This is a genomic window from Rheinheimera sp. KL1, from assembly GCF_001275035.1.
Classification (GTDB): Bacteria; Pseudomonadota; Gammaproteobacteria; order Enterobacterales; family Alteromonadaceae; genus Pararheinheimera; species Pararheinheimera tangshanensis.
The window spans coordinates 1-14,073 of the sequence record NZ_LAMX01000008.1; the positions used below are offsets into that span (position 1 = coordinate 1).

At 47.5% G+C, this 14,073-nt stretch carries 9 protein-coding genes and 2 pseudogenes; 6 read left to right on the plus strand and 5 right to left on the minus strand.

Annotated elements, in window-relative coordinates:
* Positions 1-90 precede the first annotated feature (90 nt).
* A pseudogene (locus WH43_RS21185) lies at positions 91-632 on the minus strand (ZrgA family zinc uptake protein).
* A gap of 198 nt (positions 633-830) precedes the next feature.
* On the opposite strand from WH43_RS21185, the gene WH43_RS03170 reads away from it, so the two are divergent.
* From WH43_RS03170 to WH43_RS03190, 5 genes are read left to right on the plus strand one after another with little or no spacing between them, the layout of a single operon-like run.
* Positions 831-2,354 (plus strand): cryptochrome/photolyase family protein, encoded by a 1,524-nt coding sequence (locus tag WH43_RS03170; RefSeq protein WP_053423213.1) that lies wholly within the window; start codon positions 831-833, stop codon positions 2,352-2,354.
* On the plus strand, positions 2,351-3,694 hold the full coding sequence (locus tag WH43_RS03175; protein ID WP_053423214.1) for an FAD-binding domain-containing protein: 1,344 nt from the start codon (positions 2,351-2,353) through the stop codon (positions 3,692-3,694). Before WH43_RS03170 ends, WH43_RS03175 begins: the two co-directional genes overlap by 4 nt.
* Positions 3,691-5,208: a cryptochrome/deoxyribodipyrimidine photo-lyase family protein gene (locus WH43_RS03180; protein WP_286049427.1), complete on the plus strand. Its 1,518-nt coding sequence runs from the start codon at positions 3,691-3,693 to the stop codon at positions 5,206-5,208. The genes WH43_RS03175 and WH43_RS03180 overlap by 4 nt, the downstream gene beginning before the upstream one ends.
* A gap of 59 nt (positions 5,209-5,267) precedes the next feature.
* Entirely contained in the window at positions 5,268-5,726 is a 459-nt protein-coding gene (locus tag WH43_RS03185; RefSeq protein ID WP_082335664.1) for an OsmC family protein, read from the plus strand.
* A 5-nt stretch (positions 5,727-5,731) separates the two neighbouring features.
* On the plus strand, positions 5,732-6,535 hold the full coding sequence (locus tag WH43_RS03190; RefSeq protein WP_053423215.1) for a pirin family protein: 804 nt from the start codon (positions 5,732-5,734) through the stop codon (positions 6,533-6,535).
* An 18-nt stretch (positions 6,536-6,553) separates the two neighbouring features.
* Here the strand turns inward: WH43_RS03190 and WH43_RS03195 are convergent, their stop codons facing one another.
* A complete protein-coding gene (locus tag WH43_RS03195) occupies positions 6,554-7,501 on the minus strand; it encodes a M28 family peptidase (RefSeq protein WP_053423216.1) in 948 nt (315 codons plus the stop codon).
* On the minus strand, positions 7,502-8,689 hold the full coding sequence (locus tag WH43_RS03200) for a tetratricopeptide repeat protein (RefSeq protein ID WP_053423217.1): 1,188 nt from the start codon (positions 8,687-8,689) through the stop codon (positions 7,502-7,504). It abuts the gene before it with no gap.
* Positions 8,690-9,072: 383 nt separating this feature from the next.
* On the opposite strand from WH43_RS03200, the gene WH43_RS20275 reads away from it, so the two are divergent.
* Positions 9,073-9,231 carry a hypothetical protein gene (locus WH43_RS20275; protein WP_286049428.1) on the plus strand — a complete coding sequence of 53 codons (159 nt, stop codon included), beginning with the start codon at positions 9,073-9,075 and terminating at the stop codon, positions 9,229-9,231.
* A 37-nt stretch (positions 9,232-9,268) separates the two neighbouring features.
* Here WH43_RS20275 and metH read toward each other — a convergent pair.
* Both metH and metA read right to left on the minus strand, forming a co-directional pair.
* A pseudogene (gene metH / locus WH43_RS19755) lies at positions 9,269-12,959 on the minus strand (methionine synthase).
* Positions 12,956-13,882: a homoserine O-acetyltransferase MetA gene (gene metA / locus WH43_RS03225; protein WP_053423222.1), complete on the minus strand. Its 927-nt coding sequence runs from the start codon at positions 13,880-13,882 to the stop codon at positions 12,956-12,958. Before metA ends, metH begins: the two are co-directional and overlap by 4 nt.
* Positions 13,883-14,073: the final 191 nt, after the last annotated feature.

Here is a 14,073-nt window from a genome sequence, read left to right on the forward strand (position 1 = left end):
ACTAAAAAACGCTCTGGCCGGTTTTTATGTGGGGTGGGACTATATGTCGCAACGCTGTGGAACCTTGTAGCGACCAAATCCGCACATGCTTTATTGTGCTGTCAGCGGTAATGCTGCTGAGTCTGGCGTCCAGTCCCTTGCCCCTTGCTCACCATTGACTATCCACTGTACTGATACTTTTTCTACACCTGCTGCAATAGTGGCTAGATCCAATGTCAACGCTTGTAAACGCGCCGGGTTCTGGCAGACCAGAGTATAGTTTGCATTTAAATCTGCATGTTGTGGCTGAGTGGTGCGCTCTGCCGTTAAATCTGAACTGATGTCAGTTCCTGTCACCGTACAGTTGGCTTGCTCATCAAACTAAACCAGTTGGCGTTGGTAAAATCTGCAATCATTTTTTGTACCAGCTGACGCTGTGCTTCGTCTTTCGCCTGATGTTCAAAACCGACAATATTCACCGTTGGCGTTGCAAAAGCCAGCTCAGCTTCATTGCCCTCCAGCACAAAAGTTAATACGGCCTGACCATGGGTATGGCTGCCATGTTCTTCATGCTGATGCTCCTGCGCTGTGGCCGAGTTGACAAACAAAGCTGCACCAAGCACTAAGCCCCATCGTCTTACTATTGTATTCATGGTTTTTGACTGCACGACCCACTACTCCGAAACAAGAAATATGTCTTTATCATAACCCCGACTTTTGGAAGATATCTGTTTTGCCACCGCCTTCTGCCGCAGTTTTTTGTTAATTCAACGGTATCACAGCTTTCGTCTTGTCATTGATCTGTTCCAGGGCCAGCGCCGTATCAAAAAGCAAAATAATGGTAATGAGTCATGGCAAAGTTAATTCTGGTATTAGGTGATCAACTCAGTCCTGCACTGTCGAGTTTACGTGACGTGCAACCCCAAGACCGGGTCCTGATGGCTGAAGTCGCCAGCGAGGCCAACTACACCCCACACCACAAACAAAAAATCGTGCTGATTTTCAGCGCAATGCGGCATTTTGCCTCTGTATTGCAACAACAGGGGATCCAGGTCAGTTACATAGACTATCAGCAAAAAGTCAGCAGTCTGACCGAAGCTGTGGCGATAGAGCTATCCCGTTATCCAGAGTTGCAGCAAATTTGTATCACCGAATGCGGCGAATACAGGCTGGAGCAAGAGATTTTAAGCTGGCAAACGCAATTTCAGCGCCCTGTAGTGATGCTGGAGGATGATCGTTTTATTGCCAGTAAAGCCATGTTTCAACACTGGGCGCAGGATAGAAAACAGTATCGGATGGAGTATTTCTACCGAGAAATGCGGCGTTACACTGGCCTTTTAATGCAGGACGGTTTGCCGGTAGGTGGACAGTGGAATTTTGATGCCAGTAACAGAAAAGCCATGTCGGCGAAACAGCAGTTGCCGCCAATACTTAAATTTGAACACGACGATATCACCAGAGAGGTTATCGCTTTAGTTCAACAGCAATTTCCGAACAATATGGGCAACGCAGAGCATTTTAGCTACGCGGTGACCGGCAAGCAGGCTCGTCAGGCATTTTTGCATTTTGTTGAGCATCAGTTACCACTTTTTGGTGATTATCAGGATGCGATGCAACTGGACGAACCTCATCTGTTCCACAGTATTTGTTCCATGTATCTCAACTGTGGTTTGTTGGATGTGCGCTGGGTCTGCCAGAAAGTAGAACTCGCTTACAAAGAAGGCAAAGTGCCACTGAACGCCGCTGAGGGTTTTATTCGCCAATTGATTGGCTGGCGTGAATTTGTCCGGGGTTTGTACTGGTTGCTGATGCCGGAGTATAAAGAACGTAACTTCTTAAATGCTCAAACCGCTTTGCCCGGCTATTACTGGACGGCGCAGACGAAAATGCGCTGTATGCAACAAGCCATCAGCCACACCATAGAACATGCCTATTCGCATCATATTCAGCGTCTGATGGTCACAGGTAACTTTGCACTTCTGGCTGGTTTGTCTGTTGATGAGATCTGCAATTGGTATCTGGCTGTGTATGCCGACGCCTATGAATGGGTTGAACTGCCCAACACACTGGGGATGGCCTTGTTTGCCGATGAAGGTGTCTTGGCGTCCAAACCTTATGCAGCCAGTGGTAAATATATTCAGCGCATGAGTAATTACTGCAAGAGCTGCAGTTACGATGTCGCAGAAACCACCAGCCCCACGGCCTGTCCTTTTAATGCTTTGTACTGGAATTTCCTCGAGCGTAATCAGGCGTTATTATCCGGCAATGCCCGAATGCAGCTGAGTTATCAGAACTGGTACCGTAAATCGGATGAAGAACGTGCGCAAATTACCGAAAAAGCCCAACAGTTGCTGATCCATCTGGAGCAATTATGAAACGCGCTTTGGTGTTGTTCAACCAGGCCCTGCGCTGGCACGACAATCTGCTGCTGTCAGAACACGCCGACTTCGATCAGCTAATTGCCGTTGTTGTGTTAGACCCCGCCGAATATTTGACTGAACAATATGGTATCAAACGCGCCAGTGCACAGCGTCTGCAGGCTCAATTAAAACTCCTGCTGGACTGGCAACAGCAATGGCAGCAAAAACACTTGGTGCTGCACCTTCGTATTGGCGACACCACAAGCTGTCTGCTGCAATTAGCTCAGCAGTATCAGGCTCAAAGCCTGATTGCAGCAGAGCCTACTGCACCGGAACAATACCAACAACTAAAGAGCACAGGCTTAGCACTCAGGTTGTATGACATCAATAGCTTGTTGCAGCACCAGCTCAGACCAGATTTAGTCTCATTACCTAAAAGTTTTTCAGCCTTTAGAAAGCAGCGCGAGCCAGAATTGCTGGTGCAGCGACCACTACAACTAAAGTTTTCCGGGCAGTTTTATGGTGAAACAAAGCTGGCTCTGGATACAGTCTCAGCTGATTTTATCAGTCGCTACCACACTCCGACTGCGGCTTTACTGAATGAGGCGGCGGCTCTGGAGCGTTTGACCAAATTTATCTGGCAGCAACGAGCAGTTCTTCATTACAAGCAAAGCCGCGATGCTTTGGATGGTGAATGGAACAGCAGCTTGTGGTGTTTTTATTTAGCTAATGGCAGTTTATCGCCCTGTTATGCCTGGCAGCAGGTTATGGATTTTGAACAACAGCAGATGGCGAATGAATCAACCTATTGGATCCGCTTTGAGCTGTTATGGCGTGAATATTTCCGCTGGCAGATGCGTCAGCACAGTAGCGCCTGGTTTAGTAAAAATGCCTTTCGTCCACCGCTGGATTATTCTGCACCTATCCCGGATAAGCGTTTCGAACTCTGGTGCAAGGGCCAAACAGGCCTGCCTTTGGTCGATGCCAATATCCAAATGTTGTTGCATACCGGCTGGATGTCGAATCGTGGCCGACAGAATGTCGCCAGTTATCTTATTTTTGAATTGCAGCAAGACTGGCGTCTGGGGGCCGCTTTTTTTGAGCAGCATTTACTGGATTATGATTGCGCCAGCAACTGGTGTAACTGGGCTTATATCGCCGGTGTTGGCAATAGCGGCGCCAGGCAGTTTAACCTGATCAAACAGGCCTTAACTCACGATCCGCACGGTGATTTTGTTCGCCATTGGCTACCAGAAAAAACGACAGCAGGCGCTTTGGTGCATTGGCCTGAGGCTAAAGTCCAGCTGCAGGACTTCTGGTTACCTTTTCTTAAGCAGCTCAAGAGTAAAGCATGATCAGTCTGGTCTGGTTTAAGCGTGATTTGCGTATCCATGACCATGGCCCTTTGACAGAGGCGGCACGGCAAGGCGCTGTCTTGCCTTTGTATATTGTTGAGCCTGATTATTGGCAACAACCTGACACCTCAGTACGGCAATGGCTGTTTATCGAGCAAAGCCTGCAACTGCTGGACCAACAGCTGACAGCCTTGGGTCAACCTTTGTTTGTGATCAAAGGCCCGGCCACCCAAGTGATCCGGCAGTTGTGTCAGGAGTTTCCGATCTCCCAGGTATTGAGCCATGAAGAAACCGGCAACTTATGGACTTTTCAACGCGATTTGGCGGTAAAGCAACTGCTGAAAGAACTGGCGATCCCATGGCGTGAGTATCGTCAGCATGCGGTGTTTCGGGCTTTAGATAACAGAGACCTATGGGCTGAACAAGCCGATCAGTATTTATCCGGCGCTTTGTTTCAGCCCCCTGCGTCATTAGATTTTTTAGCTGCAGGCCGCCAGTTGCTGCAGCCCTTCCGGCCACAAAGAGTGCTGGATTTGCCCCCTTGTCGTCAGGGACAAAAGGCTTTTGCTTTGCAAAATACAACGCAAAGCTTTTTTAGCCACAGAGCCAAAGACTACAGCCGGCATATTTCATTACCTGACAAAGCACTGCACAGCAGCTCACGGCTCAGTCCTTATCTGGCTTATGGTCAATTGAGTTTAAGAGCCTTGCAGCAGCAGACCTTGCGCAGCATCAAGCAGCAACCAGCCTTGAGTTTTGGTTTATCGTCTTTTTACAGCAGATTGCGCTGGCATTGTCATTTTATTCAGAAACTGGAATCCGATCCGCTGATCGAAACCGAGGCGCTGCATCCGGGGTATGCCAGGCTACGTAAGCAGGATTTTAACAGTGACTGGTTTTGGGCCTGGTCGCATGGGTATACCGGTTATCCGCTGATTGATGCCTGCATGCGCAGCTTACTCGCCACAGGCTGGCTGCATTTTCGTGCCCGTGCCATGTTAGTGGCCTTTGCCTGTTATCACTTATGGCTGGATTGGCGCCCCGTGGCATTGCATCTGGCTCAGTGTTTTGTTGACTATGAACCGGGCATTCATTACCCGCAAATTCAGATGCAGGCTGGTACAACGGGCATCAATCCTAACCGGATGTACAATCCTGTGCTGCAAAGCCAGCAAAAAGATCCACAAGGACACTTTATCAGGCGCTGGTGCCCGGAACTGACTTTATTGCCCGACAGCTGGCTGCATCAACCCTGGTTGATGCCTTTGTCGTTACAACAGCAATATGCCTGTGTGCTGGGCCGAGATTACCCTCTACCTGTTGTTGATTTACAACAGGCTATGCGACTGGCTAAACAACGCCTGACGGAATGCAAACAACAGCAGGATCAGAGCTGGTGGCGCGAGCAAAAACGTCAGGTCGTACAGCGCCATGCCAGCAGGAAAAGGCCATCAAAGCGCAAAACAAAATCGGCTAACTCGAGGGCGCAGCTGGACCTTGATCTGAACGAATGACACACCAGCTGGTCAATTTAAGTTAAGCTGAGTGCAGTTAACGTAAAAAGGATTGAGTTATGACCATTACAGTCAGCCAACATACGCCAGGCCAATTACGACAAACCATCCGTATTCATAGTCATCAAATCAATGCCGATTTAACTCAGGCTGCCGGAGGCTCAGACACTGGACCTGATCCACATGATTTGTTTGACGCAGCCGTGGCTACCTGTAAAGCCATGACCTTACAGTTATTTGCCAAACGCAAAAATATCCCTTTAGACGAAGTAAAAGTGGAAATCAGCAGGGATGACAGCGCCGAAAGCAAAGGTTTGTACCAGCTGTATGCCACTCTGGAATTGATTGGTGATTTAACCACAGAGCAGCGCCAGCAGTTGCTGGCTATAGCCGATAAATGCCCTATCCATAAATTGGTGACACACAGTGAAGTTCAGGTGCATACCAGCCTGAAATCCGAATCCGCCCGCTTCAAAGCAGTGAGCCTCTGCTTATCCAGCCACAGGAACGTGATATAGGTTTTATGATCAAAAGGTTATTGCCTGCCAAAGCCCAGCGTCGTGTCGGACCTTTTATTTTTGTTGATCATATGGGGCCAGCTACTTTTGTCGCTGGCAGTACTGAAGGTGATGTGCGACAGCATCCGCATATCGGACTGGCTACTGTCACCTATTTATTTTCCGGCGCTATGCAGCATAGTGACACCTTGGGTACCAGACAACGAATTGAACCAGGTGCCATCAATCTGATGCGTGCAGGTCGTGGTATAGCGCACTCTGAACGTATTCCGGTCGATATTCGTCAGGAGCAGGTTCAGGTCGAAGGTATGCAAATATGGCTGATGTTACCAGAGGAGCAAGCCGAGTCAGAGCCTTCGTTTCAACATTATCCCGCGGCTTTATTTCCGGTCATGCAGGTACCAGGCTGTGAAATCAAAGTCTTGTTAGGCGAATATTTTTCTCAGACGTCAGTGGTTAGTTTCCCATCCCGCTGCTGTTATGCCGAACTGAAACTGGACCCGTGCAGCAATCTGACGTTACCCAAATCAGAGCAGCAATTGGCTATCTACCTGGCTAAAGGCTCGTTAAAACAACCACAGCTGAACGCAGGACAAATGCTGGTGATGACTGACGATCTAACAGTGCTGGCCGGTGATGACGGTGCACATTTTATGCTGTTGGGTGGCGATGCAGTGGCAGATCCTGTGCTGCTTAACTGGAACTTTGTCGCCCGTACCCCAGAGCGTCTGGCTCAAGCCAAAGCAGACTGGAATAGCGGCAACTTCCCTCGTTTGACCGACGATCCCGAGTGGATCCCCGCACCTTAAAGTATGCTTGTTTTCTTATTAAGATTTACGCGCCGCCTGATACCATTCAGGCGGCTGCTGGTCCAGCCATAACAGCACCTGACTTAATGAAGAAAACATACGTTGCAAAAAGTCAGAGTCAATACGCTGCCAGTCGTCGTTTATACTGTGGTAATCCGCGTGAGTGTCGACCCCAAAATACAAAAATGGAATACCAGCGCGACGAAAAGGTGCATGGTCGCTGGCATTATCCCAATCTGTGCCTGATTGACCTTGTTGTCGCCCCTGACGCCTTAGTTTGATCTTCACCGCAAAAGATCGTTGTTTAAAAAACTCACTGACTCCGGGTAAAGAACGGGCACCATAGACGTAAAGCTGGTTAGATCGTTCTCCTCTGCTCAACATATCCAGATTCAGGTTAAGCAAAATATGTTCTGCAGCGACAGGGAAATGCCTGAGCAAAGCTTTAGCCCCGTATAAACCATTTTCCTCAGCGTCTGTAGCCGCAAAAATATAACTATATGCCGGACAGTTTTGTCCTAACAAGGCAGCCAATGCCAGCATAGTGGCGACACCAGAGGCATTGTCATCCGCACCGTTGTACACTCTGCTGCCGTACATACCTAAGTGGTCATAATGAGCAGTAATCACCACATAAGAAGACGGATGAACACAACCTTGTCGCCACCCTATGACATTCATTCCTTTCTTTTCAGTAAAACCTGATGAATAGCTAAATACCTGACGGAATCCCTTCTCCTGTATAGGTAGTAATTTTAACTGCTGGTAACGTTGTTCAATATAACGCCTTGCCAGCTCAGCGCCCGGATGCCCGGTTTTTCGCCCCTGCATCCGATCATCAGCCAGTAGTTTTATATCCGTAAGCAAGGCGCTTTCAAACTCAGCTACATCACCCCAAACGTTGACAGAGAATAAACAGCTAACAAAGCACAACCACTTCACCATCATTCGAGTCTGAGCCAGCATTTAATGCTGCTTAGAGGCGGTCATTAAAGAATCGAGCTTAGACTGATATCTTCCTCGCTCCTGCATGCTGGGTGCATGTTTTTTAGCTTGTACCAAGTAATGCCTGGCCGCCTCAGCATGACCAAGCTGGTAGTGCGCTTTAGCCAGCCCAGCCAATGCTTCTGATGCCTTTTTATTCAATTTAAGGCTGTATCTGAAATGCTTTATCGCCTGTTGATGATCACTCATCTGCATAGCTTCATTGCCAAGCATAATGTGATAATACGGATTGTCTAATCGTTGGATATACACTACCCGCTGTAAATCTGCTGCTTTTTCAGTTTCGCCTGTCAGCATATAGAGCAATGCCAAATTAGATTTCACATTGGTTGACTCAGGGTCTAATTGCAGTGCGAGCTTATACGCATCCTCCGCCAAATCAAAATGTTTGACGCTGCGGTACAACACCGCCAAATTATTCCAGCTCTCCGATGAGTTTGGGTCTGTTAAGATAGCCGCTTTTAGATAGGCGAATGCATGATCATAGTCTTTTTCAATCATAAACTGAGCGGCTTTATTGTTGTAAAACATGGCTATGATTTGCGGTTTTTTTAGTACACGAACCGGAAAATCACTCTTATTAGTTTCCAAGTCAAAATCGATAACATAACTAAATTGTTCATAATTTGCAGCTCCTCGTGAGGTCTTTGCGCCGGAGCCAGTCAATTTTAAGTTCACATGACCACTTAACAAACTGACGCCTTGCACATGGGTCCAGTATTCCGGAATGATGACGTCCTGAAAAAGGACGTTCATTTCTGCAACGCTGGCCAGACTGTACGCCAGAATAGTCAAAGACAAACAATTCGCTTGCTGCCTTGCCAATGTTTCTGTGGCGGTTAAGGTTGCGTTAGTCTCATAACTGATACGCTTTCCCTTAAGAAAAAAGATGTAATTTAACAATGCATCGGCTTTTTCTCTGGAGGAGTTCAAAGGCCTGACCATCCGCAACATGTCATGATAAACAGCATCTGGTAATGCGAAAATCTGTTGCTCAGTCTCTATACTTTGCTCGGGGATAGCCGTAAACAAATGATCAGCAAGATACTGCCGGGGTTCTGTATTTAGTTCATTTTGGACTGTCAGACTGCAACCAGCAGTCATCATCAGCAATAGACCACATAGACAACTGAGAGTAATTCTTTGCATTTGATGCTCCTGTCGGGACCCACTGCTCACTAAAAACGGAAGTTATCCCTCGCCTGCTTTTACTATAGAACACGGCCACGGTTCTGGTAAGCATCCTCATTCCCCACTCGCCCCTGATTTACTCCCACTGGTATCATCTCTTTACAATAAAGCGCCCCAGGAAATTTGCACTATGCAGTCAAATATGCCGCTTTATTTAAAGCAAAAAAGTGTTGCGTGATGGAGCAATGGTTAGACTCAGTCATGGTGCACAAAAAAGACCGCTGTCTGGTGTTGAAGCTTCCGCAGCGAGTTGTGGATGGAGGTTATAAAGATATTGTTCAATCAAACAGCATGCCGACACCAGTCCAATCAACAAAATGCCGCTGCTAATGGAGTTATTGGTGCCTGGCGAGGAGGAGCGTATTCAACTGCACGGTGAAATTATGAACTGTCATCTGGAATTACAAAAATTGTCTTTGGGTAGTAAGTTTGAACTGCCGGAACGACAAGTCATTAAAATGCTGCAACCTTTTATTGTTGATCCGACTATCGCCAGTTAAAGGCCGGGTCAGAGCCAGGGCTCTGATCCGATCATCATTATCCTAGATTAGGCGCTAACCAGCTGTCTGCTTGTTCAGTACTCCAGCTTTTTTTCGCGGCATATTCTTCTTTTTGATCAGTGCCAATTTTGCTGACAGCAAAGTATTTGCTATCAGGATGAGCAAAATACCAACCGCTGACTGCCGCGCCAGGCCACATGGCATAACTTTCAGTAAGCTTTATACCTGTTTTTGCTTCGACATCCAGCAGCTGCCATAAAGTGCCTTTTTCAGTGTGCTCAGGACAAGCCGGATAACCAGGTGCAGGCCGTATGCCCTGATACAACTCACGAATAAGCTGCTCGTTATCCAGGTTTTCCTCAGGTGCATAACCCCAGAATTCCCGCCGCACTCGCATATGCAGGTATTCGGCTAAAGCTTCAGCTAAACGATCGGCGAGGGCTTTGACCATAATGCTGTTGTAATCATCATGCTGCGCAGCAAATTCAGCAGCCAGTTCATCAGCACCAAAACCCGTACTGACAGCAAAACCGCCAATATAATCAGCAATGCCGGAACCCACAGGCGCAACGAAATCAGCCAGGCAGCAGTTTGGATTGTCGTTACGCAGCTGCAATTGCTGACGTAAGTTAAATAAACGGCAGCGTTCCACTGTACGGCTTTCGTCCGTGTAGACAATAATATCGTCACCTTCGCTGTTGGCCGGAAAAAAGCCAAATACAGCTTTACCCTGCACTTTTTGCTGCTGGATCATCAAATCCAAAATAGCATTGGCATCTTTATGCACACGACGTGCTTCCATGCCCACTTCAGGGTGATTCAAAATGGCAGGGAATTTACCGGACAGCTGCCAGGTCAGGAAAAATGGCGTCCAGTCGATGTAATCGCGAAGCCGCTCTAAATCCACGTCTTGCCATAAATGCACACCACTCTGTTTAGGCGCTGGTGCCACTTTGGTTAAATCCAACTGGAATTTATTGGCGCGGGCTTGCTCCAGGCTCAGCAGCTTTTCACCAGCCTGCTACGGGCATGCTGGTCACGTGCCCTGTCGTATTCGTCATTGACCCTTTCCAAAAAGGCTGGTTTATGCTCTTTGCTGATCAGCGACTGCACCACGGACACACTACGCGAAGCGTTAGGTACATAAACCACACCATGCGGATAATTCGGCGCAATCTTGATGGCGGTATGGGCTTTGGACGTGGTAGCGCCACCAATCAACAGCGGAATGTCAAAACCCAGACGGCTCATTTCTTTGGCTACATGCACCATCTCATCTAAAGACGGCGTAATCAGGCCAGACAAGCCAATAATATCGACATTTAGCTCTTTGGCTTTTTGTAGCAAGGTGGCACAAGGCACCATGACGCCAAGGTCGATCACCTCATAGTTATTACATTGCAGCACTACGCCTACTATGTTTTTGCCTATGTCGTGCACATCACCTTTGACGGTTGCCATCAGCACTTTGCCCTGAGCCTGAGCACCAGTACCGGCTTTTTCCAGTTCGATAAAAGGCTGCAAATAAGCCACTGCTTTTTTCATCACCCGGGCGGATTTGACTACCTGAGGCAGGAACATTTTTCCTTCGCCAAATAAGTCACCGACCACGTTCATACCGTCCATCAGCGGACCTTCAATCACGTGCAAGGGACGGTCAACAGTTAAACGGGCTTCTTCCGTGTCTTGATCAATAAAGTCGGTAATGCCTTTGACCAAGGCATGCTCAAGGCGTTTATGTACTGGCCAGGCGCGCCAGGCTTCGTCTTCTTTAACAGCCACAGCTCCATCGCCTTTGAATTCAGCGGCAATATCCAGTAAACGTTCTGTCGCATCGTCACGGCGGTTTAAAATTACATCTTCCACCCGCTCACGCAGCAGCTCTGGAATATCGTCATACACCGCCAACTGTCCGGCGTTGACTATGCCCATGTCCATACCTGCGCCAATGGCGTGGTACAAAAATACCGAATGCATGGCTTCACGCACCGGGTCGTTACCACGGAACGAAAAGGAAATATTCGACACGCCGCCTGAAATTTTGGCATAAGGGCATAAGCGTTTGATTTCACGGGTCGCTTCAATAAAGTCGACGGCGTAGTTGTTATGCTCTTCTATGCCAGTTGCGACGGCGAAAATATTCGGATCGAAGATAATATCTTCTGGCGGAAAACCAATTTGGTTGACCAGAATGTCATAAGCGCGCTGACAGATTTCGACTTTACGCGCTTTGGTATCAGCCTGACCTTTTTCATCAAAGGCCATCACCACCACAGCTGCACCATAACGGCGTAATAATTTGGCCTGATACAAAAACGGCTCTATGCCTTCTTTCAGCGAAATAGAATTGACGACTGGCTTCCCCTGAATACATTTCAGTGCAGCTTCAATCACCTCCCATTTGGACGAGTCGACCATAATGGGCACCCGGGAGATATCCGGCTCAGAGGCTAACAAATTCAGATAACGTACCATGGCCGCCTTGCTGTCGAGCATGGCTTCGTCCATGTTGATGTCAATGATCTGAGCGCCGTTTTCGACTTGCTGACGGGCAACGTCTAAGGCTTTTTCGTATTCACCTTCTAAAATCAGCTTTTTAAAACGGGCTGAACCTGTCACGTTGGTACGTTCACCAACGTTAATAAAACGGGCTTGTTGTCGCATTACCACTCCAGACCAAAAGCTTCTAAACCAGACAAATGAAACTGGTGCGTTTTTTCTTTCGGCTGACGAGCTGGCTTTCCTGCAACCACAGCACTGATGGCTTTAATGTGTTCAGGTGTAGTGCCACAACAGCCACCGACAATATTCAAAAAGCCCTGCTCTGCCCAATCAGCAATTTCTTTGGCCATCTCAGCAGCACCTAAATCGTATTCGCCAAATTCATTGGGTAAACCAGCGTTTGGATGTACTGAAACATAACACTCTGAAATACCTGACAAAGTCTCTACATAAGGTCGCAATAGATCTGGCCCTAAAGCACAGTTCAAACCAAAACTAACAGGCTCTACATGAGAGAGTGAATGGTAAAAAGCTTCAGTAGTTTGGCCAGATAAAGTACGACCTGAGGCATCAGTAATAGTGCCAGAGATCATCACAGGTAAACTGTAACCCAGCTCATCAAATACTTTCAGTACCGCAAAAGCAGCAGCTTTGGCATTTAAAGTATCAAAGATGGTTTCAAGCATAATAATGTCAGCACCACCTTCAATCAGCGCATGAGTAGATTCAGAATAAGCGCTGACCAAGGTATCAAAATCGACATTACGATAACCCGGGTCGTTCACATCAGGTGAAATAGAAGCGGTTCTGTTGGTTGGGCCCAATACCCCAGCGACAAAACGCGGTTTATCCGGCGTGCTGTATTCATCACAGGCCTGCCGCGCTAAAGCCGCTGACTCACGGTTGATACGGGCCGATAAATGCGACATCTCATAGTCCGCCATGGCGATAGGCGTGGCATTAAAGCTATTGGTTTCCAAAATATCAGCACCAGCAGCTAAGTACTGGCGATGGATATCCAGAATAAGTTCAGGCTTGGTCAGCACCAATAAATCGTTATTGCCTTTCAGATCAGTTGACCAATCGGCAAATTCAGCACCGCGGTAATCTGCTTCCTGCAATTTATACTGCTGGATCATGGTGCCCATAGCACCGTCTAATACCAAAATACGTTCCGCCAACAGCGTACGAAGAGCGCCTGGAGTTAACACACTGCGATTGGTCATAACTGCTGCCCTATCTGCTGAATATCAAAAGGTGTGGCCTGGTATACATAATAGTTCAGCCAGTTGCTGAACAATAAAAAGGCATGACTTTGCCATAACTTATGTGGACCTTTGGCCGGATCGTTTTGTTTATAGTAGTTCTCTGGGATTTTTGGCTCTAGACCTGCGGCCAGATCACGCTGATACTCATCATTTAGCGTGGTTAAATCATACTCAGGATGGCCAGTGACAAAAACCCGGCTACCCGTGCTGTTTTGTAGCAAATAGGCGCCTGTCACATCGGCTTCTGCTAACACATGCAAATCCGGGTGATGTTGATATTTTTGTTTAGGTACCTGCGCATAACGTGAATGTGGTACTAAAAACTCATCATCGAAACCCCGTACCAATGGGCTTAAAGGCTGACAGACGTTTTGCCAGTAGACCCCGGATAACTTCTCGCCACGAATTTCGCGCTGCAAACCATAATAATGATACAAAGCCGCATGGGCAGCCCAACATAAAAACAAAGTTGAGGTGACATGACGATCAGCCCAAGTCAGAATTTCTGAGAGCTGTGGCCAATAACTGACATCTTCGTAATTCACTAAACCTAAAGGTGCGCCTGTGATAATCAGGCCATCATAGTTTTGCTGCTCTACATCAGAAAAATAACGGTAAAAACAGTCCAGATGGTTCTGCGGGGTATGTTTGCTGACATGGTTATCAAGACGAATCAGCTCTATATCCACCTGCAGCGGACTATTGGCTAACAAGCGCAATAACTGGATTTCAGTCGCGACTTTGTTTGGCATTAAATTCAAAATGGCAATTTTCAGCGGCCGGATATCCTGCGACAAAGCCCGGCTCTCGGTCATGACAAACACATTCTCTGCAGAAAGAGCTTCCACAGCAGGTAACTGATCAATGACTTTAATAGGCATAGCATCTCCGGCAAGACTGAAAAATGAGGTTACTCTGGCTGAAAGCCCTGGAAATGTCAACTTCTAAACGTTTAGACGTCTACAAATAAGATGGAGAGAAAAAGTGAAACATCCAGCAACTCCAGACCTTAATTAACAGCTCCTTATTTGCCAAAAAGAATGAAACCGACACAACTCAAAAAAGCCGGAGC

Excerpts from the sequence above, each read along its gene's own strand:
- WH43_RS03170 (WP_053423213.1), top strand. The coding sequence starts at position 831 with ATGGCAAAGTTAATTCTGGTATTAGGTGATCAACTCAGTCCTGCACTG.
- WH43_RS03175 (WP_053423214.1), top strand. The coding sequence starts at position 2,351 with ATGAAACGCGCTTTGGTGTTGTTCAACCAGGCCCTGCGCTGGCACGAC.
- WH43_RS03180 (WP_286049427.1), top strand. The coding sequence starts at position 3,691 with ATGATCAGTCTGGTCTGGTTTAAGCGTGATTTGCGTATCCATGACCAT.
- WH43_RS03185 (WP_082335664.1), top strand. The coding sequence starts at position 5,268 with ATGACCATTACAGTCAGCCAACATACGCCAGGCCAATTACGACAAACC.
- WH43_RS03190 (WP_053423215.1), top strand. The coding sequence starts at position 5,732 with ATGATCAAAAGGTTATTGCCTGCCAAAGCCCAGCGTCGTGTCGGACCT.
- WH43_RS03195 (WP_053423216.1), bottom strand. The coding sequence starts at position 7,501 with ATGCTGGCTCAGACTCGAATGATGGTGAAGTGGTTGTGCTTTGTTAGC.
- WH43_RS03200 (WP_053423217.1), bottom strand. The coding sequence starts at position 8,689 with ATGCAAAGAATTACTCTCAGTTGTCTATGTGGTCTATTGCTGATGATG.
- metA (WP_053423222.1), bottom strand. The coding sequence starts at position 13,882 with ATGCCTATTAAAGTCATTGATCAGTTACCTGCTGTGGAAGCTCTTTCT.